This window comes from Aliivibrio sp. S4MY1 (assembly GCF_028765545.1).
In the GTDB taxonomy this organism is placed as follows: Bacteria; Pseudomonadota; Gammaproteobacteria; order Enterobacterales; family Vibrionaceae; genus Aliivibrio.
The window spans coordinates 247,019-273,829 of sequence record NZ_JARACP010000003.1 but is presented as its reverse complement, the minus strand read 5'-3'; the positions used below and the strand labels follow the sequence as shown (position 1 = coordinate 273,829).

The window sequence follows — 26,811 nt, the reverse complement described above, 5'->3', positions numbered from 1 at the left end:
TGGTTCAAATAGGGTGACAATGAAATGGACCGATTTAATCCATATCATTACTTTGTTGAATTCGACGAAGTGAGCACTCTCTGCGGCTCTCCTCTTTTGTCAATTCCAACAATGTTTCTTCAATATAAGCAAGATGTGAGTGCGACGCCAAACGAGCCTCTTCAGGCTTCCCTGACACTATCGCTTCTACAATCTCCGCTCTATGCTCTCTTACCTTTTCTACCACCGATTCACGACGATTTAATAGGGTAAAATTTTGTAATACATTTTGTTCAAGCAAAGGTTCTAAACTACGAACTATGTGAAGTAATACCACATTGTGCGCCGATTCAGTGACCGTAATAAGACAATGCATAACCGCAGATGCTTCTGCTTTTAAATCACCATCTTGTTGTGCTTGTTGGATTAACTTATGTGACTCTTTAATCCGTTTAAAATCTTCTTCATTACCACGTAAAGCGGCGTAATAGGCTGATATACCTTCTAACGCATGGCGTGATTCAAGTAAATCAAACTGTGTTTCAGGGTGAGTTGCTAGTAAATCTAGCAACGGCTCTGAGAAACTTTGCCACAGCCCTTTATTAACAAATGTTCCACCACCTTGGCGGCGAGTTAATAAATGCTTTGCTTCTAAACGTTGTATCGCCTCTCTAACTGAGGGACGAGAGACATCAAACTGTTTCGCTAACTCTCTTTCTGCTGGTAATTTCTGACCTGGGGAAAGAGTTCCTTCTAAAATCAGCCGTTCAAGCTCTTGCTCGATTACATCAGACAGCTTTGGCTGACGTATCCTTTGATATGTCATCGTAGCTCGACCTAATTTAAGTTGATTACTTCTCACATTACCGTGAGTCATTCGTCACTTTAAATAATTGGTATTACCAATTTAATTTGAGAAGCAATTTATCATTAAAAAAGGGAATTTGTCTAGATAAAAGTTGATTTGAATCATGGAAAGGGCTCAGGGTATACATTTAATTAACATTCACTGTACGCGCTAATAATAATTGGTAAGACCAATTTGAAGGATTGAGGTAATATGTCGTGTCATAATTAAGAAAAACAAAATTATCTACTTTAAAGTAAATCCTTTTATTTCCTTAACTTATGGTATTTTTCCCAGTCGAATGAAAGACCAGGATCTGTCTTTCGCAATGGTGCAATATATTGATGTCCCGTAATCCTCTCATTAATTATTCGTGGGTAAGCTGCTTGTAGCACGTTTGTTACAACCGCAAGCGCTTCATATTGCTTTTGGGTATAAGCGAGAAAATCCGTTCCTTCTAACTCAATTCCAATACTGTAATCGTTACATCGCTCACGCCCTGCGAACGAAGAAATTCCTGCATGCCATGCCCGTGCATTAAATGGCACAAATTGAATAATGCTTCCATCACGACGTATTAAGCAATGCGCAGACACTCTGAATTGATGAATCACTTTAAAGAAAGGGTGTTCATTTGGATCAAGCTTACCGGTAAATAATTGCTCTATATAAGGACCACCAAACTGCCCCGGTGGTAAACTTATATTGTGAACAACAAGCAGAGAAATATCTTCATCATCAGAACGCTCATCATAAAATGGTGACACTACATGCTTTGCTTCATTAAGCCAATGATCTGTTGATAAAGTGAATATCATCATCTATTCCCGTTCAAATTAAACTAATCTTTATATCTTATGATGAAATTCTGCTCTAGCGCGAGTATTATTGTCGCCATAAACTTATTTCAAAGAATTCAATGGACCTCACCATGATCAAAACCCATGATAGCGCCTCTCGTCTTGAGTATTTAAAACAACAGCTTCCCGCAGAAATTACTCGTGCGGTTTCTGACACACTGCGTGAGGATTTAGGCGGCACACTAGAGGTAAGTACAGATATCACAGCAAGTTTAATCGCTGAAGATACTCAGTCTGTAGCGACCATTATCACTCGTGAATATGGTGTGTTTTGTGGAAAAATGTGGGCCAATGAAGTATTTAAACAATTAGGCGGTACTGTTTCTATTGAATGGCATGTAGAAGATGGTGATAAAGTTGAACCAAACCAAACACTTTGTACGTTAACAGGTCCTGCTCGCACACTATTAACCGGTGAGCGTAATGCAATGAACTTTATTCAAACCCTATCAGGGTGCTCAACCGTAACAGCAACCTACGCTGAAAAAATTGCACACACTAAATGCCGCCTACTTGATACTCGTAAAACCATTCCAGGTTTGCGCAGCGCATTAAAATATGCCGTAGCGTGCGGCGGTGGTTTCAATCACCGTATTGGCGTGTTCGATGCTTACTTAATTAAAGAAAATCATATCATTGCGTGTGGCGGAATTGAAAAAGCCATCACAACAGCAAAAGAGCTTAACCCTGGTAAACCTGTAGAAGTTGAAACTGAAAGTTTAGAAGAGCTGCAACAAGCGATTGATGCTGGCGCTGACATTATTATGCTCGATAACTTCACCACTGACATGATGCGTGAAGCAGTAAAAATTAACGCTGGTCGTGCCGCACTAGAAAACTCAGGTAATGTCACTTTAGATACGATTGCTGAATATGCTGAAACAGGCGTTGATTACATCTCTGTTGGCGCACTAACAAAACATCTTAAAGCCATGGATTTATCGATGCGATTTAAGTAAATAGTCGCATAATCAATAAACAAAAAGTCAGCAACTTGCTGGCTTTTTTTGTTGCACAATTTTACTCTTATATCTTTGATACTATTCACATAATTAACAGCTCACCCAACAAGTTGAATAAATGTATTTAAATTAAGACTTGCGATCTACAACAAGGTTTAATTTATGGCTTTTTGAAGTGAATCGTATTTGATTTTTCCTTTTACATTCATCACATTATAAACTTGCTACTCACTCGAAGGCCTCTCTTTTCTCCCTATCATATATCTCTATTCGTTTTACTATTTTACCCATCAAATAAAACATGAATCAGCCTGATTCATCTTGGAGAGAAATATGCAAAAGCGTCAAGGACAGAAAGGCTTTACCTTAATTGAATTAATGATTGTAGTTGCCGTAATTGGAGTGTTGTCAGCAATTGCGATCCCTCAATATCAGAATTATGTAAAAAAAGGCGCTTTAGGTGCAGCTTTAGCATCAGCAAGTGCTTTAAAAACTAATGTAGAAGATGTCATAGCAACAACTGGAAATTTTCCTTCAGGAACTTCTGCTGCATTTAATATCGGAACAATTGAACTGGATTCTACCGCGAGTGATGCTTCAGGAACAATCAAAGCAAGTATTACTAAAGGGGCAGGTAACGGTAGTAATGTAACGTTATCAAGGACTGATGATGGAATTTGGACATGTGTAAATTCAGAAAATGCTGATATTAAGATAACAGGCTGCTCATAATAAATGCACACCAACCTCGCCTCTATCTTGCGTCAAGCTGAGTTAATCAGCGCGACGCAAGAAAGCAACATAATAGAGTCAGTTCAAGCAGAAACGCACACCGTACCTTCTGCTCTTTTAGCTCAGGGGATCTTTACTCCTGATGAACTCGTCAGTCACCTTGCTCAAATCTTTGGGCTTGAGGTGATCAATGTAACTCAATTTGATTACGCTGCTACCTGTCAAAAGTTGGGGCTTCGCGATCTCATTACTCGTTACCAAGCCCTTCCTATCAGTTATGACAATTGCACCATTCGTCTTGCTGTCGCCGATCCCAGTATTGCGCAAATAGAAGATGATTTTCGCTTTACCAGCGGAAAGCAAATTGAATTAATGCTTGCCGATCAAGGGCAGATCCAAGCAGCTATTCGTCGTGTCTACGGCGTTGGATTATCTGCAAGTAATAACCAACATAAAGAGATAACTCAAGATGAGCTAGCTTCACTGGTTGATGTGTCACTTGATGAGATAAGCGCCACAGAAGATCTCAGTCAAGACGATGCTCCTGTCACTCGTTTTATTAACCAAATTTTATTAGAAGCGGTCCGAAAAGGGGTTTCAGATATTCATTTTGAGCCCTACGAAGAAAGCTACCGTGTGCGTTTTCGTTGCGATGGGATCTTAGTAGAGAACAGTTCACCCTCTTCACATTTAAGTCGCCGTCTTTCTGCTCGCTTAAAGATCATGGCTAAACTTGATATTGCAGAGCGCCGCTTACCACAAGATGGTCGTATAAAGCTCAAATTAAATAATGACATATCCATCGATATGCGTGTCTCTTCACTTCCCACGCTATGGGGAGAAAAAATTGTTTTACGTCTACTAGATAGCAGCGCAGCAAGTTTGGATATTGATAAATTAGGCTACAGCGACAAACAAAAAGAGCTTTATCTTAACGCATTAAAACGCCCTCAAGGGATGATATTAATGACTGGTCCTACAGGCAGCGGCAAAACCGTCTCTCTCTACTCTGGTTTAAACATTTTAAATACCACCGAAAAAAACATATCCACCGCTGAAGATCCGGTTGAGATTAATCTTAATGGGGTAAACCAAGTACAAGTCGCACCTAAAATCGGTTTTACTTTTGCCCATGCCTTACGCTCTTTTTTACGACAAGATCCAGACATCGTCATGGTAGGGGAAATTCGAGATCTTGAAACAGCAGAAATCGCAGTAAAAGCAGCTCAAACAGGGCACTTAGTACTGTCTACCTTACATACTAATTCCGCAGCAGAAACCGTCGTTCGCTTAGGCAACATGGGAATAGAAAACTTTAACCTTGCCTCTTCTCTTAGTTTAATTATCGCCCAACGCTTAGCAAGAAGACTTTGCCCTCACTGTAAAGACATTGACAACCTCAGTTCAGAAACAAGAGAAGAGTATGGAATCGATTTATTAAGCACGGTTTTTAAAGCTCGGCTTGAGGGCTGTAATGAATGTACTCATGGGTACTCAGGCCGTATTGGTATTTATGAAGTTATGCCTTTCACTCGAGAACTGTCTGTTGCGATCCTTAAAGGAGCAACGGTAAGACAAATAGAACAAATCGCGGTTAACCAAGGCATGGATAATCTTGCAACCTCAGGCATAAAACGTCTTGAAGATGGCACAACAAGCTTACAAGAGCTTACTCGTGTTCTTTACTTTTAATTCTTAAGTAAGTCATTTCTCATGCTAAAACAAAAAACAAAAATAAAAACACAGACCCTACATAATTTTCAATGGCGTGGCATTAATAACACGGGGAAAAAAGTATCAGGGAAATTACTTGCTCTCACCGAAATAGAAGTCAGGGCAAAGCTCAACGAGCAAAACATTCAAATAAAGAAAATTAAAAAACGCAGAATTTCTAGCTTAGAAAAAATGAAACACACCGTTAAACGAAAAGACATCACTCTTTTCACTCGCCAGTTAGCAACAATGCTTAGTGCAGGTGTTCCTATCGTTCAATCATTACAACTCATCGCTGAAAACAATATTAAAGCTGAAATGAAATCCATACTCAATCAAGTCTGTTTATCAATAGAGGCGGGAACTCAACTTTCAAAAGCACTCGCTACCAGTTGCTCTCATTTTGATTCTTTTTATATTGATTTAGTGGCGACAGGAGAAGAGACAGGCAGTTTATCGCACGCCTTTTCTCGTTTAGCAGAATACCGAGAAAAGAGTGAAGCATTACGAGCAAAAGTCGTCAAAGCGATGATATACCCGACCATGGTTTTTTTTATCGCGATTGCGGTTACCGTTTTAATGCTTGTGTTTGTTATTCCAGAATTTGAAGCCATTTTTAAAGGGTTTGGCGCCGCACTGCCTTGGTTTACCCAGCAAGTTGTCAATGCTTCTCATTTTCTGCAAAATTATGGTTTTTGGATTCTCTTAACCTTACTATTACTGACTGCCTCACTGCGTTTATTAAGCAAAAAATCTTATGCCTTTCGTCGGTTTATCAATCGACATTGTTTGCAGATCCCGATCATCGGCCCGGTACTGTCTAAAGCCTCTATCGCTAAATTTAGTCGAACATTAGCCACCAGTTTTAGTTCAGGATTGCCTATTTTACATAGTTTACAAACCACCAGTAAAACCGCTGGAAATCTTTATTACCAAGAAGCGATACAATCAGTACAGCAGAATACCGCAGCAGGAATGCCCCTCTATTTAGCCATGCGCCACACTCAAGCTTTTCCTGAAATGGTATTGCAAATGATCATGATTGGTGAAGAATCGGGGAAATTAGACGATATGTTAAACAAAGTGGCATTTGTATATGAAGATGATGTAGATAACACTGTTGATAATTTAGGGAAAATTCTTGAGCCCTTTATTATTCTCTTCTTAGGAATAATGATCGGTGGTTTAGTTGTATCAATGTACTTGCCTATCTTTAATCTAATGAGTGTGATTGGTTAAAAAAATAAAGAGTAGAACCGTAAATAAAGACTCTTCACTACTTCATTTTTGGGAATTCTGATACCATCAGTTCTATATATTTAATCTCATTTTGGACGTCCTTTCATGGCTGTTTTTGATTACTACCCTTGGCTTTTTCCTCTCTTTGCTACCCTATTTGGTTTATTAGTTGGTAGTTTTCTCAATGTGGTGATTTATCGTCTTCCTATCATGATGGAGAGAGAGTGGAAAAAAGAGTGTATTGATTGCTTTCCAGACTTAACGCCAAAGAATAAACCAGATAAAACGGAAGAAACATTTAACTTAAGTGTTCCTCGCTCTCGATGCCCAAAGTGTAATACTCAAATTAAATTTTATGACAACATTCCTGTCATTAGCTGGTTACTACTAAGAGGTAAGTGCCGTCAATGCAGTAACCCTATTAGTTTTCGTTATCCGGCAATTGAATTACTCTCAGGAGCAATGTGCTTTACTGTTTCCTATCTATTTCCTTTTTCTTACTTCGCGATTGCCGCGGTTATATTTACTTTAGTCCTTATCGCCTTAACGTTTATCGATATAGATACCATGCTACTGCCGGATCAAATCACTCTACCTTTATTATGGTCAGGTCTTTATTTAGCCTTAGTGGGTTGGAGTCCGGTAAGCTTAACCGATGCAGTCATTGGTGCGATGGCTGGTTACCTTATTTTATGGTCAATTTATTGGGGTTTTAAATTACTTACTGGCAAAGAAGGCATGGGGTATGGGGACTTTAAATTACTCGCTGCACTTGGCGCTTGGCTCGGTTGGCAGCAATTGCCTTTAGTTGTTTTACTTTCTTCTGTTGTCGGTGCGATCATTGGTATTGCAATGTTAAGTGCTCAGAAGAAAGGGCTAGATAAAGCAATCCCATTTGGCCCTTACTTAGCCATTGCTGGTTGGATTTGCTTACTGTGGGGACAACAAATTGGACAATGGTATTTCACTGCAATCTTAGGCTTTCCACTATGAGTTATGTTGTTGCTATTACCGGTGGAATTGGCAGTGGGAAAACCACGGTCGCAAACACTTTTCAAAATAATCACGGGATTTCTATTGTTGATGCCGATGTCATTGCTCGTGAAGTCGTAGAGCTGAATACCAAAGGCCTAATGTCGATCACAGAACATTTTGGGCCGTCCATTTTATTACCAAATGGACAGCTAAATCGAGCAGAACTAAGACAGCGTATTTTTTCAAATCCAACCGAGAAAGAATGGCTGAATAATTTACTTCATCCGTTGATAAGAGAACAAATGCAGCATCAACTCTCATTATCAACCTCCTGCTACACCTTGTTGGTTGTTCCGCTATTGGTTGAAAATCAATTACAATATTTAGCAAATCGCGTGCTTGTTGTTGATGTTTTGGAGCAAACTCAAATTAATCGAACGGCAAATCGTGATAAAGTAAATATAGAGCAAATTAAAGCGGTTCTTGCTTCACAGGCCTCACGAGAAGAGCGATTAGCAATTGCTGATGATGTAATCAAGAATGATCACACTATTTACGATTTAGACAGTGAAATAGCTCTGCTACATAATAAATATCTGTTATTGTCTCAAGCATCTATAAATAAAGAACATTAATAACTACTATGAATGGATCAGCTATGCAAAGGTTTGAACACCCTTTAAATGAAAGGACTCGAATTTATTTACGAATTGAATCTCTATTTCGTAAGCTTGGGCATTCTGCTGATCTAACTCAGCCATTTGAGTATCAAGTTTTCTTTAGTTCTCTTTTTAATATGCTTGATATTTTAGAGCAGGTGCAAGTCAAAGCCGAACTGGGTAAAGATTTAGAAAAACTTCGTCTGCAATATCGCGCTTGGATGGATATAGAAGGTGTTGACCAATCCGCTTTACTTTCTGTTTTAGAGCAAATTAGTCAGGTTCATTATAACCTAATGCAAACGACTCGACCTGGCCACTCTTTAAAAGAAGATCGCTTTCTATCTGCATTAAAACAACGATTTTTTATTCCTGGTGGCGATTGCTGCTTTGATTTACCTGCACTTCACCATTGGTTACACCTTCCTTTAGAAGTTCGTTGCCGAAATACGCATAACTGGATGTCTCAATTACTTTCTCTCTCTGATGCGTTGTCATTATGGCTACGATTAACACGAGAAACCGCACGTTTTGAGCCACAAATTGCACGTAATGGCTTTATGCAAAGTGAGATGGAAAATGCAAACTTATTGCGCTTAGAAATACCTATTGAACAAGGGGTTTATCCAATGATTTCTGGGCATAAGAGCCGTTTTGCGTTACGATTTATGTCTTTTGAAACCAATAAGAATTGTGAAAAAGACATTGAGTTTACGCTTGCTGTCTGTTGAGGAACCCATGTCAGAATCAAACAACATTCAACCAACTATTGTTAAATGCCCAACGTGCCAAGCTGCTGTTACTTGGAACGAAGAAAGTCAATTTCGTCCTTTCTGTAGCAAAAAATGCCAAATGATTGATTTTGGTGAATGGGCTGATGAAGAAAAATCGATTCCTGGCGCTCCAGACATGTCAGATTCTGATGGTTGGTCTGAAGACCAATACTAATACCAATCTACATAAGTATTTGATCATTCTTGCTTGTTAAAATTGATTATATCTGCGTTATAAATTTTGTAATTAGATCCACTAGTTACTGTAATTTATGCCTTGTTCTAATCAATTTTTCCTACGCAATTATCTGAACAACTACTTATCCAGAATGGTATAAGATTAATTTCAATAAAAAAGCGATCATCAGGGTCGCTTTTTTTATATCGACTTAAACGATATGGCTTATGATTAACTAAACAGCTCAATGACTTTATTTAATACGGGTACATTCGCTTCAGGAAAATCATAGCCTTTAAGATCTGAAATGGATACCCATATCCCCTCTTGCCCTTCTTTTCCATAAGGCAGATCCTCAAACTGGGTCACAGTGAAAAAATCAAAGTAGAGTGATTTATCAGAGTAATCGTGATTTAGCGATTCAAATAAATCGAGTTCTGTTGAGTTAATACCAATCTCTTCATATAACTCTCTGATAAGCGCCTGCTCTGCACTTTCACCAACTTCAACCTTACCACCAGGAAACTCCCAAAAGCCTCCTTTATGCGCTTTATCTGGACGTTTAGTAATAAAGACTTGGTTCTTCTCTGCATTTAAAATGATTGCTGCAACTATATGTAATCGTTTCATGTATAGCCTTTCCTATCTCTATATCACGCTTATAAAAAAGCCGCTAAGTGATAGCGGCTTTTATTTTTTAATTAATACCAATAACAGTAAGTATTAACTAGATCTTACCGTGACATTGCTTGTATTTCTTACCAGAGCCACATGGGCAAGGTTCATTTCGACCCACTTTGCGCTCATCTCGAACTACTGGTGTGTGGTTTTCATCTGACGATTCACCATCATCTAGTTGGTTTTCAGCGTTCTGGTGTTGAAGTTGCTGACGACGAGCTGCTGCTTCTGCTTGTTGACGACGCTGCTCTTCCATACGCTCTACATCTTCTTGTTGCTGTACGCGTACTTTACTTAAAATAGAGACAACATCATATTTTAATGTATCTAGCAGGCCTTCAAACAACTCAAATGACTCACGCTTGTACTCTTGTTTCGGGTTTTTCTGAGCGTAACCACGTAAATGAATGCCTTGGCGTAGATGATCCATCGCAGCTAAGTGCTCTTTCCATAACCCATCAAGTGTTTGTAGCATAACTGCTTTTTCAAAGTTACGCAGAACCGATTCGCCTACTGACTCTTCTTTCTCTTTGTAAACTTGAATTGAAGCTTCAATGATCTTCTCACGTAAGTTATCTTCGTGAAGTTTATCATCGCTATCCAACCACTCTTGCAATGGAAGATCTAAATCAAAATCAGCGCGTAGACGAGTAGTTAAACCTTCTACGTCCCACATTTCTTCAAGAGATTGAGGTGGAATATATTGGCCAAATAACCCTTCAAGAACTTCTTGACGGTTATAACCGATCATTTCACTGATATCATCAACGTTCATCAGCTCATCACGCAGTTCATAAACCACTTTACGTTGATCGTTAGCAACATCATCGTATTCAAGTAATTGCTTACGAATGTCGAAGTTACGACCTTCAACTTTACGCTGCGCGTTCTCAATTGCTTTTGTTACCCATGGATGCTCAATCGCTTCACCTTCTTCCATACCTAGTTTTTTCATCATGCTAGATACGCGATCCGATGCAAAGATACGCATTAAGGCATCTTCCATTGATAGGTAGAAACGTGAAGAACCTGCATCACCTTGACGACCAGCACGACCACGTAATTGGTTATCAATACGGCGAGATTCATGACGCTCAGTACCAATAATATGAAGACCGCCAGCAGCAAGCACAGCGTCATGCGCTTCTTTCCATGTTGCCTTTAATGCTTTGATTTGTTCTTCTGTTGGATCAGACAGTTTTGCAACCTCTGCCTGCCAGCTACCACCTAAAACAATATCAGTACCACGACCAGCCATGTTAGTTGCAATAGTTACCGCACTTGATGTACCCGCATTTGCAACGATGTCTGCTTCTTTTTCATGGAATTTAGCATTAAGTACATTATGCTTAATTTTTGCTTTTTTCAGTGCATTTGAAAGCAGTTCTGATTTCTCGATTGAAACGGTACCAACAAGTACAGGTTGACCACGCTCAGAACAACCTTTGATATCTTCAATGATTGCAGCGAATTTCTCGGCTTCAGTCATGTAGACTAAATCACCCATATCATTACGTGCCATCGGACGGTTTGTTGGTATAACCACCGTATCTAGGCCGTAAATAGATTGGAATTCAAATGCTTCGGTATCAGCAGTACCTGTCATGCCTGACAGTTTATCGTACAAACGGAAGAAATTTTGGAACGTAATAGAAGCCAATGTTTGGTTTTCGTTCTGAATTTTCACCCCTTCTTTTGCTTCAACAGCTTGGTGTAAACCTTCAGACCAACGACGACCCGGCATTGTACGGCCAGTATGTTCATCTACAATGATAACTTCACCGTCTTTTACAATGTAATCAACGTCTTTTTCAAATAACACATGCGCGCGTAAAGCGGCATTAATATGATGAAGTAGGCTAATGTTTGCTGGAGAGTACAGAGTATCTTCTTGCTCCATCAAGCCTGCATCTTTTAGAAGTTGCTCAACAAATTCTTGACCATTTTCTGTTAGGTGCGTTTGTTTTCCCTTTTCATCTAGCGTGTAGTGGCCTTCACCACGATATTCTTCGCTATCTTCTTCATCTTGTTTTACAAGTTGAGGAATTAGGGTGTTGATTCGAGTATATAATTCAGAGCTATCTTCAGCAGGACCTGAAATGATAAGAGGGGTACGAGCTTCATCGATTAAGATTGAATCCACTTCATCGACTACTGCAAAATAGCGCTCACGCTGAACACGGTCTTCGGCACGGAAAGCCATATTGTCACGTAGATAATCGAAACCAAACTCGTTATTTGTGCCATATAAAATATCACATAAATACGCTTGTTTTTTCTCGGGCGGAGCCATGTTTGGTACGTTAACACCAACCGTCATACCTAGGAACTCAAAAAGCTCACGGTTTGTTTCAGCATCACGCTTTGCAAGATAATCATTCACGGTTACGACATGAACGCCTTTGCCTGTTAGCGCGTTTAAATAACACGGCAGGGTTGCTGTTAATGTTTTACCTTCACCAGTACGCATCTCTGCTATTTGGCTGTCGTTTAGTACCATGCCACCAATCATTTGAACGTCAAAATGACGCATTCCATACAAACGTTTTGATGCTTCACGAACCGTTGCAAATGCTTCTGGTAGTAAACTGTCTAATTCTTCGCCTTGTTCTAGACGAGCACGGAACTCGATTGTTTTCGCTTTTAATTCTTCGTCTTGTAATGATTCGAATTGCGGTTCAAGCTTATTAATTTGATCTACGATTTTACGTAGCTTGCGTAATGTTCGATCATTACGGCTACCGATAACTTTTGTTAGAATTTTAGAAAACATGATTCCGTTGCTTCTCTTATCTCTTGATCATTTCTGATCGGTTTATTCTGAAATGTGAATCAATCGCCTAGAGAGTGTACTCTAAGAAAAATACTTCTTTATATACTTATCTTATGGGGATCAGCCTTTGATTTTTCAAGGCCTACTCTGATTCTTGTGTTGCTAGTCATCATAAGTAATAATTAACAAAGTATAAGCGATATCGTTAAGCAATCCTAAGTTAAATCCGTAGAGTTTGATTTCAATTCTGAAAAATTCAGATCTAATTGGCATTTATGACTTTTTCTTTGATAAAACCCTATTAAATAACGCCCTTGTTGTGAGAATTCCTGATGATGCGAGACCACAGACCCCAACCTGCAAATGATTTTTTTAATAATACCCGCTTTAAAGATCTGCAAGAAAAAGCGATTATTTTATCTAAACTTTCGCATGTACTAAAAGATGCGCTACCTAAAGGGTGTGAAGATCATTGCCGTGTGGCAAATTATCGCCAAGGATCTTTAGTGATCGAGGTATCGAGCAGCGTTTGGGCAACTCGGATTAATTATGAAAGAATCTCTATTTTGTCTGCTTTTCGAAAACATGGTTTACCTGCGCTTTCTAACTTAGAAGTAAAGATCAATCCTGATCTTGCTCGATCCTTTGTCGGTGAAAAACCGGCCGTTTATAAATCAGAGAAACAAGCAAAACGCGAGCTATCTGCTGCGGCGGCAAGCGCATTAGAAATGGTCGCAGAAACTGCCTCACCTAAATTAAAAAAACGCTTAGAAAGCCTAGCAGCATTAGCGAATAAGAAGTAAGAAGTAAGAAGTAAGAAGTAAGAAGTAAGAAGTAAGAAGTAAGAAGTAAGAATATATTAGATATAAAAAAAGCCAAGCAAACTGCTTGGCTTTTTTAATTTGATGATGGTCTAGGCAAGTACCATTCCTGGCTGCATAAATGCAACTGGTGACTCTTGCTCATCTTCAATGGTTGTCCACTCCCATGCTTCTTGATCAGCAAGAACAGCACGAAGTAACTGATTATTCAGAGCGTGACCTGATTTATAAGCGCTTAATTCACCCAAGATACTATGACCACACATATATAGGTCGCCTACAGCATCTAGAACTTTATGCGTTACAAATTCATTATCAAAACGTAACCCGTCTTCATTTAGAATACGGTAATCATCTAGCACGATTGCACAATCAAAACTACCACCTAAACATAGGTTTTGTGATTGCAAGTACTCAATATCACGCATAAACCCGAAAGTTCGAGCTCGAGAGATATCTTTGATGAACGATTGGCTTGAAAAATCAAACACTAACTTTTGGTCATCAGAATCAATCGCAGGGTGATTGAAGTCAATAGTGAAATCTAAACGAAAGCCGTTATATGGACGAATTTCCGCCCACTTATCACCATCTTCAATGCGAACAGGTTTCTTAATACGAATGAATTTCTTCGCTGTATTAAGTTCTTCAATACCCGCAGATTGTAAAAGATAAACAAAAGGACTTGCACTGCCATCCATAATAGGAATTTCAGGTGCATCAACTTCAATAACAACGTTATCAATGCCCATGCCTGCTAGTGCAGCATTTAAGTGCTCAACCGTTGAGATTCTTACGCCTTCATCATTAACTAACGCTGTACATAACATAGTATCGCGTACTGACTCTGGGTCCGCAGGGAAATCTACTGGTGGATTAAGGTCTGTACGACGATAAATAACACCTGTATTTGCAGCTGCTGGACGAAGAGTAAGCGTAACTTTACGGCCTGAGTGCAAACCCACGCCTGTCATTTGTACGATACTTTTCAGTGTACGTTGTCTGATCATATGCTCATCTCAACTATAAATATGCTTGATTTCAAACCAATTCTAAGAACTGGTCTGACATTTTAGCACACAAATTTCTATAAAACCAAATCGTTTGATGATTAATTAGTCAGCTTGACGTCGTAAAAACGCAGGAATGTCCAAATAGTCTTCTTTTTGATCTGGTTTAGCTTGTGCTGCACCCGCATTTTGTACACCAGCTGCTGGTGACGTTGATGATGCAGCAGGTTTAGTTGCTTGCACATTTTGTGCCGCTTTCTCTACTGTTGGTTCAACAACTGCAGCTTTTGGCTGTACAGGTGTTTGAACAACAGGTTGTGCTGCTGGTGCCGGTGTTGCCACTGGTTGAGTCGGTGCTGCTGCTTTATTTGTCACTAACGTGATTTCAGGCTTTTTTTCAGTGCCGATACCTGTAGCAACAACGGTAACACGGATCTCATCAGTCATATCAGGGTCAAGAGACGTACCAATAACTACCGTTGCGTTATCTGATGCGAATGCTTTAACTGTATTACCAACAGTTTCAAATTCATCAAGACGCATATCTAGACCAGCAGTAATGTTTACAAGAACGCCACGCGCACCAGCAAGATCGATATCTTCAAGTAATGGACTTGAAATCGCTTCTTCCGCTGCTTGTTCAGCACGATCTTCACCCACTGCGATACCGCTACCCATCATTGCATGTCCCATTTCAGACATAACAGTGCGAACATCGGCGAAATCGACGTTGATCATACCAGGACGAGTAATCAGCTCAGCAATACCCTGAACTGCATTACGTAGAACATCATTCGCTTTTGCAAATGCTTCTAGTAAAGTGATGCCACGACCTAAAACTTTTAATAGCTTCTCGTTTGGAATCGTAATTAACGAGTCAACGTGTTTTGATAGCTCTTCAATGCCTTGCTCAGCAAAAGCAAGACGTTTACGGCCCTCAAAACTAAATGGTTTTGTAACAACAGCAACGGTTAGAATGTTTAGCTCTTTTGCTACTTCAGCAATAATTGGTGCCGCACCAGTACCAGTACCGCCACCCATACCCGCCGCGATAAATACCATATCGGCACCAGCAAGTACTTCTTTAAGTGCTTCACGATCTTCTAGAGCAGCATCACGACCTACTTGCGGGTTTGCACCAGCTCCTAAGCCTTTTGTGATGTCTCCACCAATCTGAATTACTGTATTTACACTTGTCTTGCGAAGTGCTTGAGCATCAGTATTTACACTGATGAATTCAACCCCTTCAATTGACTCACGTACCATGTGCTCGATAGCATTACCGCCACCGCCACCTACACCAACAACTTTAATTACTGCGTCGTCGGACATTTCCATCATCGGCTCAAACATCTGTTCTCTCCGTTTCTTCCTGTTCGCTTCAGGTTAAAACTCTTTTAGTATCCAATTTTTAAATTTCTTTATTACGGTTGTGAAAGATTGGTGCTTACTTGGCACATAATCTTCATCGTCATGCAGCTGACTTTCTTTACCGTAATGTAAAAGTCCTACCGCTGTTGCTTGATAAGGTTCTTTTACATAATCAGTTAGGCCCGCAACCTCTAAAGGTTGACCTATCCTAACCTGTGTCTGGAAAACACGCTCAGCGCAATCTACCAAACCTTCAATCTGCGACCCACCACCAGTTAATACAATACCAGCAGCAAGGTGATGCTTTGTTCCTTCAGCGCGTAATTTGTCTTGAATAGCAAGAATACGCTGGTTTACAAGGCCTAGCAGTTCAGAATACCTCGGTTCGATAACTTCCGCTAGCATTCTTCGCTGTAAACTTCTTGATGGTCGACCACCAACACTTGGAACGTTAACCGTTTCATCACGATTAATGTGTTCACTAATAGCACAACCGTATTTAACTTTTAATTTTTCAGCATCGTTAAAGGGCGTACCAAAAGCATAAGCAATATCACTGGTTACTGCATTACCTGCATAAGGAAGTACTTCAGCATGACGCAATGAACCATCCGTCCAAATGGCGATATCCATCGTCCCTGCGCCAATATCGACAACACAAACCCCAAGATCGCGCTCATCTTCTGTAATAACTGCATTACTTGATGCTAAGCCTGAGAATATAACATGCTCAACTTTCAAGCCACAACGCTCTACTGCTTTTACGATGTTACGCGCCATATCATTATGACATGTAATAAGGTGAACACTTACTTCCATTCTCATTCCCGATAAGCCAATAGGGTTTCGAATGCCTTTTTGCACATCAATGGAGAACTCTTGAGGTATCACATGCAAGGTGCGTTGTTCATCACCAATCTTTACTGATTTTGCTGTATGAATAACACTGTCCATGTCATCTTGAGTTACTTCTTCTTCAGAAATAGATCCCATTCCTTTCTCTATTTGGCTAGCTATATGCTTACCAGATAAAGAAATAAACACGGAGGTAATGGTGCATTCAGCCATCAATTCGGCTTGATCAATCGCTCTTTGAACCGATTTAACTACCGATTCAAGATCATTCACACCACCTTTATCCATTCCTCTTGAGGGACATGAACCAGAGCCAATAACGCTCACTTGGCCATCGGGTAAAACTTCACCAACTAACGCTGATACTTTGTTTGTACCGATATCTAAACCAACAATAATACTGCCTTCTGGCGTTTTACTCATGTCAATTCTCTTCTTTAATCTTCAACATCATCAGGTTTCCACCCAACGGCAGCACCTGTATCGTAACGAAGATCTATATAATCTATCGAATTTTTTTTATCTGTTAATTGCTTATATAGAGCAACAAAACGATTGACTCTTTCTTCTCTAGCGTCACGACCAAGCTCTAGTCGTATACCGTTATCTAAAACCACTTGCCAAGACAATCTATCTGTCAATGCGACACTGTGAACCGTTATATTTAACGGAGCAAATTGCTTTTGTAACTGATGCCAAAAGGCGAGCACTTCTTTGCTGCTCGTTTCTGGTCCAAATAAAGCAGGTTTTGGCTCTAATAAATCGCTCATTGGCGCATTAAATACAACGCCTTCGGGATTAACAATAACGTTGTTATTCCAAGTTGCTTCTGGTTGGTGCTCAACAACGAACACTTTAATCGTTTCAGGCCACTGCTTACGAACAGAAACTTGGGCGATCCAAGGCAAAGACAATAATGCATCTTGCAATTTATTCACATCTTGGGTCATAAACGTCCCAATAGAATCCATTGAATCAATGGCTTCGCGAATATCATCTGCCGTAATGTGTTTTAATTGACCTTGAATAATCATATGAGATAAAGGCAATCTGTCTTCATCTGTCATCCAACTCACTGTTGAGATAACAAGCCATAATGAAATAATTACGACTAAAGAAAGAAAGAGCCCACCAGGAAGGTGTTTTCTTACTTTTTCTTTATCAAATGAAGTATTCATTTTGACCGTCTTAATCATATTCTTTCACAACAGAGCCAATATATAACGCCATCTACAATAAACTATACCAATTTATTATACTTTGAGGGCGATAAAACAAATTTCATCTAATAAGTATAGGGCTCAAAAGCCCTCTATCCTAACTTCTAATAGGATATTATTAATACAATAAGGATTCTATCTCATTATTCGTATTTTTATTAGAAGTTCTAACTAATTAAACAATAATTATCCAAACTCACGCATAGTTTCAATATTTAATTTCATTGATGCTAATTGCTTTGCTAATTTACCTACATCTCCAGCACCTTGAGTAAGCACGAGATCGCCTTCTTGGATCACATTTGCCAACACTGGAGGTAATGCATCAATATTTGGTACAAAGATAGGATCAATTTTTCCTCGACCACGAATGGTTCGACATAGAGATCTTCCATCAGCCCCTGCTATTGGGGTTTCACCAGCAGCATACACATCAAGCATAATTAATACGTCAACATTATCCAAGACATTTGCAAAATCATCATATAAATCACGAGTTCGGCTATAGCGGTGCGGTTGGAAAATCATAACAAGGCGCTTTTCAGCCCAGCCAGCACGTGCTGCTTTAATCGTTACATCAACTTCTGTCGGATGGTGACCATAATCATCCACTAACATTGCCGAGCCATTGCCTGTTTCAAACTCTCCAAGTTGGTCAAAACGACGCCCCGCACCTTCGAAGTTTAAAAGTGCAGATAGAATCGCTTCATCTTCTACTTCTTCCTCTGTTGCAACAGCAATAGCTGCGGTTGCATTCAAGGCATTGTGCTTACCTGGAATATTTAAAATAATATCTAAATCAGTGCGTTCTTTTCTCTGCACTGTGAAGAAACTTTGCTGACCAACTTGACGGTAATTAATTAAACGCACATCAGCATCTTCTGAAAAACCATAGGTTATCACTTGACGACTGACTCGTGGTAATAACTCTCTAACCACATTATCGTCAATGCACATTACCGCTTGACCATAGAATGGTAAGTTATGAAGAAAATCAATAAACGTTTGTTTTAATACTTCAAAGTCACCACCATAGGTATCCATGTGGTCAGCTTCAATATTAGTGACAATACTTACCATAGGCTGTAAGTGTAAGAATGACGCGTCACTCTCGTCTGCTTCTGCAATTAAGAATCGACTAGAGCCTAAACGTGCATTTGTACCTGCATTTTTCACCAAGCCGCCATTTACAAATGTTGGATCTAACCCTGCTTCTGAATAAATCTGAGTGGTTAATGCTGTGGTCGTTGTCTTACCGTGCGTTCCCGCTACCGCAATACCATGACGGTAGCGCATGAGTTCCGCTAACATTTCAGCACGACGAATAACTGGGATGCGATGTTCTTTTGCTGCAACAATTTCTGGATTCGTTGGATCAATGGCAGTAGATACAACCACAACACTGGCTTTTTCTACATTACTTGCTTGATGTCCAGAAAATATCGTCGCTCCTTTTTGAGCTAAACGAACCGTGACTGTATTCTCAGCCATATCTGAACCGCTAATGTGATAGCCTTCGTTTAGAAGTACTTCAGCAATACCACTCATTCCTGCGCCACCAATACCGACAAAGTGAATACATTCAACGCGGCGCATTTCAGGGATCATGGTTCTAATTTCAGCTAATTGCAGTTTCTGATCTTTTATCATTCTAAATCTCAATTCTTTTTATTTTGCGAGGTCTTTAATCGCATTGGCAACACGCACATCAGCGTCAATAATCGCAGACTTACGTGCATTACATGCCATTTCTAATAATTCTTTTCGTTCTAAACCATTCAGTGTATCAACCAAACCTTTAACTGTTAAATCTTGTTGTTCAATCATTTGCGCTGCGCCACACTGTACGAGATGATCTGCGTTTAATGCTTGTTGGCGATCTTTATGCATAAAAGGAATAAATACAGAACCAACCCCTGCTGCCGAAACCTCAGATACCGTTAATGCACCCGAACGACAAACTAATACATCAGCCCATGCATAAGCTTCTGCAACATCATCAATGAACTCTGTCACTTTAGCATCTGCAATACCGCTATCCTTATAAGCTTGATTTACGGTGTCTTGATTACCTTTACCTGCTTGATGCCAAATTTCAATAGCGTGATTTAGCTGGGGTAATGCTTCTGGTAAGGTCGTATTTAGAATGCGTGCACCTTGACTGCCTCCCATCACTAACAAACGAATAGGGCCAGTTCGCTCTGCAAATCTTTCTTTTGGATGAGGTAATTGGCATACATCTTCACGTACAGGATTTCCGACGATCTCAGCATTTGGGAATGCTCCTGGAAACGCCTGAAAAACCCGTTTTGCAATTTTAGATAACCATTGATTGGTTAACCCTGCAACGGCATTTTGCTCATGCAATACCACTGGAATACCAGATAACCATGCAGCAATACCACCTGGCCCACTTACATAACCGCCCATGCCAAGAACAACATCAGGCTGCCACGCTTTAATGTGTTTTTTTGCTTGAGAAATTGCACCTAAAATCTGAAAGGGTGCGGCAAGCAATTTTTTTATACCTTGCCCACGCAACCCTTTTACTTTAATAAAGTCGATTTCAATACCATGTTTTGGTACTAAATCCGCCTCCATTCTGTCTTCTGTTCCTAGCCAACGAATTTCCCAACCTTCACTTTGAAGTTGCTTCGCTACGGCTAAACCAGGAAACACGTGCCCACCAGTACCACCAGCCATCACTAATAAACGTTTATTTTTGTTCTTCATTTTCGCTCCGTGGAGGCTCGTTTTCTAAAAAGACCCGACATTCATGATCAATTCGAATAAGCAGCGACACCGCTATCGACATAATAATTAAACTGGAACCACCATAACTGATGAGTGGCAACGTTAACCCTTTGGTTGGAACGATACCCGCCGCTGCACCTACGTTTACCAAAGTCTGGAAAGCAAACCAAATACCAATACCAAAAGCTAGGAATCCACCAAAACGCTGGTCATGCTGCAAGCATTTACGTCCAATAAGTAACGCTTTTAGTACTAACGCAAAAATTAATACTAAAACAAGAGTAACACCTACAAACCCTAATTCTTCTGCAATAACCGCAAAAACAAAGTCAGTATGCGCTTCTGGTAAGTATTCTAGTTTCTGAATTGAGTTACCAAGACCTTCCCCAAACCAACCTCCTCGCCCAAAAGCCATCAGGGATTGAGTCAGCTGATAACCACTACCAAATGGATCTTGCCACGGGTCTAAAAAAGAGGTGACACGACGCATACGATAAGGTTCTGCAATGATCAAAACAATCACTAACGAAATACCACTCATTACAAGTGCGATAAATTGCCATAACTTAGCCCCAGCAATAAATAGCATTCCAATGGTAGTAACAAACATTACAATGGTTGTTCCTAAATCGGGTTGTAATAGTAAGAAAAAAGCAAGACCAATCAATACCACTAATGGTTTCACAAACCCTTTAAAACTATCTCTCACCTCGCCGTGGCGACGAACAAGATACCCCGCAATGAAAACAAATAAAGAAAGTTTTGCAACTTCTGCAGGCTGTAAGTTAAATATGCCCAATGGTAGCCAACGAGCGGCACCATTTACGGATTTACCCACCACTAAAACAGCGGCCAATAATGCAAATGAAATAAACAGTAGCAACATACTGTATTTCAACCAATCATCCAGTTTAATGCGTAGTACAACCGATGAAGCACCAAGCGCTAAACATACAAATAACATGTGTCGCATCATAAAATGAAATGGCTGATCCGTTAAGCGCGTACTAATAGGAAAAGAGGCTGAACCAACCATTACCAATCCAGTAAGCATCAAGCCAAGTGCAATCCAAATCAACTGACGATCAAACATGACTTTAGGTGATGGCGTTAAACACCAGTCTTGAACTGGAGATGCCCATTGTTTAATACGATCAATTATCAAAATTAACTCTCAGCTGAATACTGTTTTGCTAGTTGAGTGAAAGCATCACCTCTAGCCATGAAATTTGCGTACTGATCAAAACTTGCACACGCAGGAGAAAGCATCACCATATCGCCTGCATTTAGTGTTGGAAAAAGGGATGCTAATGCTTCATCCATAGTTTGGAATAAGCCAGAGCGTGGATCTAATGGAATAAATTGAGGACCATCTTCTCCAAAACAATACATCATTAAATCAAGCGCTTTTAATGCAGGAGATAGCTCTGAAAAATCAGCACCTTTACCAACACCACCAACCAAGAGGTGCAGCTTTCCATCGATATTTAAACCAGATAATGCGGCTAACGTACTTGCCACATTGGTCGCCTTTGAATCATTAACCCAACGAATACCGCCATTATCAGCGACAACCTGACATCTATGTGTCAATCCATTGTAAGTTCTTAATGTATCGAGTGTAGATTTAATATTAATGCCCACGGCATCAAGTAAAGCGATAGCGACTAAGGCGTTTGCTATATTGTGTTTTCCAACTAACCCTAATTCACTCGCTGCAATAATTGACACTGAGTCTTTTGCTAAATACTCTGTACCTTCTTTTTCAATGCAGCCATAATCACCTTGATCAAACCCAAAACTTTTTACTGTTTTTTCAACATCAGGGTAAGTTTGTTTATCGTCACGGTTAACAATACCTACCTCTGCATGAGCAAAGATACGCAGCTTAGCTTGACGATAATCAGCCATGCCTTGATAGCGGTCCATATGATCTTCAGATAAGTTCAAAAATGCAGCCGCTTTCAGTTTTAATGTAGAGGTTGTTTCAAGTTGGAAGCTCGAAAGCTCAAGAACATAAAGCTCAGCATCTTGATCTAATAAATCAAGCGCCGCAAAGCCTATGTTTCCTCCAACAGCGGTTTTTACTCCTGCTGCTTTTGCCATTTCTCCGGTGAGATCGGTCACCGTACTTTTGCCATTAGAACCGGTAATCGCAATAACAGGCGCATTCACCGCCCAAGCAAATAACTCGATGTCACCAACAATCTGAATTCCTTTATCCATTGCAGGCTTCAGTTGAGGTGAAGCTAAGGCGATTCCAGGGTTCGTTACAATCAGATCGGCGTTAATCAACCAATCTTGTTGCCATTCTCCAGAATACAACTCTACATTTTCAGGCAATTGGTCATGGCCTGGCGGTGTATCACGAGTATCAATCACTTTAATTGTTAACGCTTCAGGCTGTCTCAGTAAATGCTTAACGACAGACAAACCTGTCATGCCTAAGCCAACCACTACAACATTTTTTACACCACCAAAACCACTCATATTAACGTACCTTCAATGTCGCTAATGCAATAAGAACCAATAACATAGAAATAATCCAGAAACGCACAATAACGCGAGGCTCTGGCCAGCCTTTTAACTCATAATGGTGATGGATTGGTGCCATACGGAAGATACGCTGACCACGTAGTTTATATGAACCTACTTGTAAAATTACCGATAAGGTTTCAACAACGAATACACCACCCATGATAACCAATAGGAACTCTTGACGAACTAACACCGCAATCGTACCTAATGCACCACCAAGCGCTAATGAACCTACATCGCCCATAAATACTTGTGCTGGGTATGTGTTAAACCATAAGAAACCAAAACCGGCCCCAACAATCGCAGCACACACAACCACTAACTCACTTGCTTGTGGGATGTGTGGAATATGTAAGTAATTCGCAAACTGTACATTACCAGTAGCCCATGCAATAAAGGCAAAACCAGCAGCAACGAATACCGTAGGCATGATAGCTAAACCATCAAGACCATCGGTTAAGTTCACCGCATTACTTGTACCCACAATAACAAAATAAGTCAGAAGGATATAAGCAAGGCCAAGTTGAGGCATTATTTCTTTAAAGAAAGGAACCACTAACTGTGTTGCAGCCGTATCTTTACCGTAAGCATATAAAGCAAAAGCAACCACTAACGCAATTGCTGATTGCCAAAAGTACTTCCAACGAGCAATCAAACCATCGGTGTTTTTACGAACAACTTTACGATAGTCATCAACAAAACCAACGGCACCATAACCTAGCAATACGAACATTACCGCCCATACATAAGGGTTTGTCAGATCTGCCCACAAGAATACGGTCACCGTAATCGCAGTAAGAATCATGATACCGCCCATGGTTGGTGTACCACGTTTACTGAAATGCGATTCAGGACCATCATCACGTACAACTTGACCGATTTGTAGGTTTTGTAACCATTTAATTAATTTCGGCCCCATCCAAAGAGAAATGGTTAATGCTGTGATAATACTTAAAATGGCTCTAAAGCTTAAATATTCAAATAGGCGGAAAAATGGAAAATATTGCTCTAGAAAATTGGATAACCAAATAATCATTATTGACACTCCTTAAGAGCAGAAACCACTTCGCTCATTCGTGAACTGTTGGCACCTTTAACTAGCACGGTAACCTCATTATGTTTAATAGATTGTAATTCTTTAAGTAAGTAGGCGTTCAAATCAGAACGCGTTTCGAAATGGCGGCCATTACATAGCTCACTAATCACTTTTGTGTCATCACCAAATGTCACTACTTGCTCAAATTGATATGGGGCAGCATATTCCCCAACTTCACGATGAAGTGCAAGGCTTTCTTCACCTAGCTCGGCCATATTACCTAAAACAAGCCAACGTTGGCCTTTAAACCCACTCAGTAAATCCACTGCTGCTTTCATCGCAGGAACGCTAGCATTGTAAGTATCATCAATAACTTTCAAACCAGATCCTAACGTTTCAACGGCAACACGCCCTTTCACGCTACTCAACTGTTGTAGCCCTTGTTGAATATCATCTAGTGACGCGTTAGCTTGAATCGCTAAAGCCGCAGCAGCAACTGCATTGACTACATTATGCTTACCAATAATGCCTAAAGAAACTTGAGTACTTCCTTGAGGCGTATTGATTTGAAAACTTGGTTCACCCATGCCATTTATTTCAATATTTGAAGCATAAAAATCAGCACTAGAGTTACTCATAGCAAAACTAAATACTTTTTTACCTTCAAATAACGAAGACCACTTTGGTAAACCATTGCTATCTAAATTATAAATAGCGGTTCCGTTTTCTTGTAGCCCCTCAAAAATCTCACCCTTTGCTTTTGCTACTCCTTCAATTGAACCAAACCCTTCTAAATGCGCTGCCGCGATATTATTAACCAGAGCAACATTGGGTTGAGCTAATTGAGTTGTGTATGAGATTTCATTTTGATGATTTGCGCCCAATTCGATAACGGCAAAATCATTACTTGGTTGAGAACGTAATAACGTTAACGGAACGCCGATCTCATTATTAAAGTTACCAGCGGTTGCTAAAACTTCACCAGAGCGAGTTAAAATAGAAGCGAGCATCTCTTTTACTGTGGTTTTGCCACAACTACCTGTTAAGGAAAACGTAAAAGTATGACAAACCTGATGTACGTGTTTCGCCATTAAGCCTAGCGCTTTTTGCGTATCAGAAACAATTACTTGAGGAAGTGAAGTATCAACTTTTTTTGATACAAGAAGAGCGCTTGCGCCTTGCTCTTGTACTGCTGGTATAAAATCATGGGCATCAAAGCGTTCACCGATAAGAGCAACAAAAAGCCCTTGTTCATCAATATGTCGACTGTCTGTTGATACTGATGATATTTGACAATCCGTCCCAACCAAACGCCCATCACACGCTTTTGCTATTTCGCTAAGTAACATAGTTATCATGATTGTAGCCCTAATAATTTTTGTGCCGTTTCACGATCCGAGTAATGAACGGTCTTATCGGCTAATACCTGATAATCTTCGTGCCCTTTACCTGCGAGTAAAATGATATCGTTCTCATTTGCTTGAGATAATGCAAACTGACAAGCTTTAAAACGGTCATGAATAACATGTGCTAATTCTGGTGTTTTTAATCCTGCTAACATGTTATCAGTAATTAAACTTGGATCTTCTGAACGAGGGTTATCATCACTAAGAATGACCACATCCGCTTGTTGCTCAGCAATACTTGCCATCATTGGTCGTTTACCTGTATCTCTATCACCACCGCAACCGAAAATACACCAAAGTTTACCTTCACAATGAACTCGTAATGCTTGCAACGCTTTATCTAAAGCATCAGGCGTATGCGCATAATCCACAACCACTTTGGCTTTATTATCTGCAGTAAACAACTCCATTCTGCCAATAACCGCATTCAGCTGAGACGCTGTTTGAGCTAAAGCTTGGATGTCATAATCAAGAGAAAGAAGTGTCGCGAAAGCAACGAGAATATTGCTCGCGTTAAATGCCCCAATCAAAGGCACAGAAAAAGCAACATCACCCCAATCAGAAGAGATTGAAAGCTTTATGCCTTCGGTTGAATAAACAACTGATGTCGCAAATACTTTCTTACCAGAATGAAAAGAGATGTTTTCTTCATTTAAAGAAGCCGCGACGGCATGAGGCATCTCTTTTAGCCATTGACAACCCACTTGATCATCCGCATTGATGATTGAGTGTTTTGGGCTATGAGAAGTAAAAAGTAACTTTTTAGCTTCAGCATAATTTGCCATATCACCATGGTAATCAAGATGGTCACGGCTTAAGTTCGTAAATACGGCAGCATCAAAAGACAGCGCATTAACACGCCCTTGAACCAAACCATGAGACGACACTTCTAATGCCGTCAGTTTAGCTCCGATATTCTCAAGCTCCGTCAGTGTTTGTTGTATTTCAATTGGACTGCCCGTGGTGTTCACAGCAGGTTTCAAATCTGATAATAATCCGTTACCAGTGGTCCCCATTACTGCGGCAGGTTGACCTAATAATGTCGTCCATTGAGCAATGATCTGAGAAATCGTTGTTTTACCATTAGTACCGGTAATACCAACGAGTTGCATGCTTCTCTTATCGGCTTGATAGAAAACTCCTGCAATCGCACTTAACTGTGTATAAAGGGAATCAATGTAAACAACAATCGCTTTATCGATAACCTTTACCGTCCCAGCAATATTTTCTTCATCAGCGTCAGCAATAACCGCCACAGCGCCTTGCTCAATCGCAGATGAAATAAATAGACGACCATCAACGGCATGGCCTTTAATCGCTACAAATAAACAGCCTGGAGAAACTTGACGACTGTCCAATGTCATAGATGAAATTGTCACAGATTGATTTAACTCGCACCAAGGCAACAGTAATTCAGATAACTGCATCATCA

At 40.1% G+C, this 26,811-nt stretch carries 24 protein-coding genes; 9 read left to right on the top strand and 15 right to left on the bottom strand.

All coding sequences use genetic code 11. The features are described from left to right. Nucleotides 1–34 precede the first annotated feature (34 nt). Nucleotides 35–805, bottom strand: a complete 771-nt coding sequence (pdhR, locus tag PVK71_RS05390; protein WP_274419485.1) for a pyruvate dehydrogenase complex transcriptional repressor PdhR — start codon at nt 803–805, stop codon at nt 35–37. A gap of 287 nt (nt 806–1,092) precedes the next feature. Beyond that, the gene (ampD, locus tag PVK71_RS05385) at nt 1,093–1,644 is read right to left on the bottom strand and encodes a 1,6-anhydro-N-acetylmuramyl-L-alanine amidase AmpD (protein ID WP_274419484.1); all 552 of its coding nucleotides are present in this window, start codon (nt 1,642–1,644) and stop codon (nt 1,093–1,095) included. Nucleotides 1,645–1,757: 113 nt separating this feature from the next. Between ampD and nadC the strand changes: the two genes are divergently transcribed. The 8 genes from nadC (at nt 1,758) to yacG (ending at nt 8,914) form a co-directional block, all read left to right on the top strand. Further along, complete coding sequence (gene nadC, locus PVK71_RS05380) at nt 1,758–2,645, top strand: carboxylating nicotinate-nucleotide diphosphorylase (protein WP_274419461.1); 888 nt, start codon at nt 1,758–1,760, stop codon at nt 2,643–2,645. Nucleotides 2,646–2,981: 336 nt separating this feature from the next. Further along, complete coding sequence (locus tag PVK71_RS05375) at nt 2,982–3,380, top strand: pilin (RefSeq protein WP_274419460.1); 399 nt, start codon at nt 2,982–2,984, stop codon at nt 3,378–3,380. A 3-nt stretch (nt 3,381–3,383) separates the two neighbouring features. Then, nucleotides 3,384–5,072, top strand: a complete 1,689-nt coding sequence (gene pilB, locus PVK71_RS05370; RefSeq protein ID WP_274419459.1) for a type IV-A pilus assembly ATPase PilB — start codon at nt 3,384–3,386, stop codon at nt 5,070–5,072. 21 nt (nt 5,073–5,093) lie between these two features. After that, on the top strand, nt 5,094–6,332 hold the full coding sequence (locus PVK71_RS05365) for a type II secretion system F family protein (protein WP_274419458.1): 1,239 nt from the start codon (nt 5,094–5,096) through the stop codon (nt 6,330–6,332). A 105-nt stretch (nt 6,333–6,437) separates the two neighbouring features. Further along, the gene (locus PVK71_RS05360; protein ID WP_274419457.1) at nt 6,438–7,325 is read left to right on the top strand and encodes a prepilin peptidase; all 888 of its coding nucleotides are present in this window, start codon (nt 6,438–6,440) and stop codon (nt 7,323–7,325) included. Continuing rightward, complete coding sequence (gene coaE, locus PVK71_RS05355; RefSeq protein WP_274419456.1) at nt 7,322–7,942, top strand: dephospho-CoA kinase; 621 nt, start codon at nt 7,322–7,324, stop codon at nt 7,940–7,942. The genes PVK71_RS05360 and coaE overlap by 4 nt, the downstream gene beginning before the upstream one ends. An 8-nt stretch (nt 7,943–7,950) precedes the next feature. Beyond that, entirely contained in the window at nt 7,951–8,697 is a 747-nt protein-coding gene (zapD, locus tag PVK71_RS05350) for a cell division protein ZapD (protein ID WP_130087761.1), read from the top strand. A 7-nt stretch (nt 8,698–8,704) separates the two neighbouring features. After that, nucleotides 8,705–8,914, top strand: coding sequence for a DNA gyrase inhibitor YacG (yacG, locus tag PVK71_RS05345; protein ID WP_130043980.1), 210 nt, complete (start codon nt 8,705–8,707; stop codon nt 8,912–8,914). A gap of 234 nt (nt 8,915–9,148) precedes the next feature. On the opposite strand, the gene mutT is transcribed toward yacG, so the two are convergent. Next, the gene (gene mutT / locus PVK71_RS05340) at nt 9,149–9,547 is read right to left on the bottom strand and encodes an 8-oxo-dGTP diphosphatase MutT (RefSeq protein ID WP_274419455.1); all 399 of its coding nucleotides are present in this window, start codon (nt 9,545–9,547) and stop codon (nt 9,149–9,151) included. 97 nt (nt 9,548–9,644) lie between these two features. After that, the gene (gene secA, locus PVK71_RS05335) at nt 9,645–12,368 is read right to left on the bottom strand and encodes a preprotein translocase subunit SecA (RefSeq protein ID WP_274419454.1); all 2,724 of its coding nucleotides are present in this window, start codon (nt 12,366–12,368) and stop codon (nt 9,645–9,647) included. A gap of 332 nt (nt 12,369–12,700) precedes the next feature. Between secA and PVK71_RS05330 the strand changes: the two genes are divergently transcribed. Further along, nucleotides 12,701–13,171, top strand: coding sequence for a DUF721 domain-containing protein (locus tag PVK71_RS05330; RefSeq protein ID WP_274419453.1), 471 nt, complete (start codon nt 12,701–12,703; stop codon nt 13,169–13,171). Nucleotides 13,172–13,281: 110 nt separating this feature from the next. Here PVK71_RS05330 and lpxC read toward each other — a convergent pair whose 3' ends face one another. From lpxC to murE, 11 genes are all read right to left on the bottom strand, one after another. After that, a complete protein-coding gene (gene lpxC / locus PVK71_RS05325; RefSeq protein WP_130043977.1) occupies nt 13,282–14,199 on the bottom strand; it encodes a UDP-3-O-acyl-N-acetylglucosamine deacetylase in 918 nt (305 codons plus the stop codon). Between the two features lie 105 nt (nt 14,200–14,304). Further along, nucleotides 14,305–15,552 carry a cell division protein FtsZ gene (gene ftsZ / locus PVK71_RS05320; protein ID WP_130047123.1) on the bottom strand — a complete coding sequence of 416 codons (1,248 nt, stop codon included), beginning with the start codon at nt 15,550–15,552 and terminating at the stop codon, nt 14,305–14,307. Nucleotides 15,553–15,585: 33 nt separating this feature from the next. Next, nucleotides 15,586–16,848 carry a cell division protein FtsA gene (gene ftsA / locus PVK71_RS05315; protein ID WP_130043975.1) on the bottom strand — a complete coding sequence of 421 codons (1,263 nt, stop codon included), beginning with the start codon at nt 16,846–16,848 and terminating at the stop codon, nt 15,586–15,588. Between the two features lie 14 nt (nt 16,849–16,862). Next, nucleotides 16,863–17,603, bottom strand: a complete 741-nt coding sequence (locus PVK71_RS05310; protein WP_274419452.1) for a cell division protein FtsQ/DivIB — start codon at nt 17,601–17,603, stop codon at nt 16,863–16,865. Between the two features lie 228 nt (nt 17,604–17,831). Then, nucleotides 17,832–19,295 (bottom strand): UDP-N-acetylmuramate--L-alanine ligase, encoded by a 1,464-nt coding sequence (gene murC / locus PVK71_RS05305; protein ID WP_274419451.1) that lies wholly within the window; start codon nt 19,293–19,295, stop codon nt 17,832–17,834. An 18-nt stretch (nt 19,296–19,313) separates the two neighbouring features. Further along, entirely contained in the window at nt 19,314–20,378 is a 1,065-nt protein-coding gene (murG, locus tag PVK71_RS05300) for an undecaprenyldiphospho-muramoylpentapeptide beta-N-acetylglucosaminyltransferase (protein ID WP_274419450.1), read from the bottom strand. Beyond that, nucleotides 20,362–21,564 carry a cell division protein FtsW gene (gene ftsW / locus PVK71_RS05295; protein ID WP_274419449.1) on the bottom strand — a complete coding sequence of 401 codons (1,203 nt, stop codon included), beginning with the start codon at nt 21,562–21,564 and terminating at the stop codon, nt 20,362–20,364. The genes murG and ftsW overlap by 17 nt, the downstream gene beginning before the upstream one ends. 2 nt (nt 21,565–21,566) lie before the next feature. Beyond that, nucleotides 21,567–22,889: a UDP-N-acetylmuramoyl-L-alanine--D-glutamate ligase gene (gene murD, locus PVK71_RS05290; RefSeq protein ID WP_274419448.1), complete on the bottom strand. Its 1,323-nt coding sequence runs from the start codon at nt 22,887–22,889 to the stop codon at nt 21,567–21,569. A gap of 1 nt (nt 22,890) precedes the next feature. Beyond that, nucleotides 22,891–23,973, bottom strand: coding sequence for a phospho-N-acetylmuramoyl-pentapeptide-transferase (gene mraY, locus PVK71_RS05285; protein WP_130043969.1), 1,083 nt, complete (start codon nt 23,971–23,973; stop codon nt 22,891–22,893). After that, nucleotides 23,973–25,331, bottom strand: a complete 1,359-nt coding sequence (locus tag PVK71_RS05280; RefSeq protein ID WP_274419447.1) for a UDP-N-acetylmuramoyl-tripeptide--D-alanyl-D-alanine ligase — start codon at nt 25,329–25,331, stop codon at nt 23,973–23,975. The genes mraY and PVK71_RS05280 overlap by 1 nt, the downstream gene beginning before the upstream one ends. Next, on the bottom strand, nt 25,328–26,809 hold the full coding sequence (gene murE / locus PVK71_RS05275) for a UDP-N-acetylmuramoyl-L-alanyl-D-glutamate--2,6-diaminopimelate ligase (protein WP_274419483.1): 1,482 nt from the start codon (nt 26,807–26,809) through the stop codon (nt 25,328–25,330). Before murE ends, PVK71_RS05280 begins: the two co-directional genes overlap by 4 nt. Nucleotides 26,810–26,811: the final 2 nt, after the last annotated feature.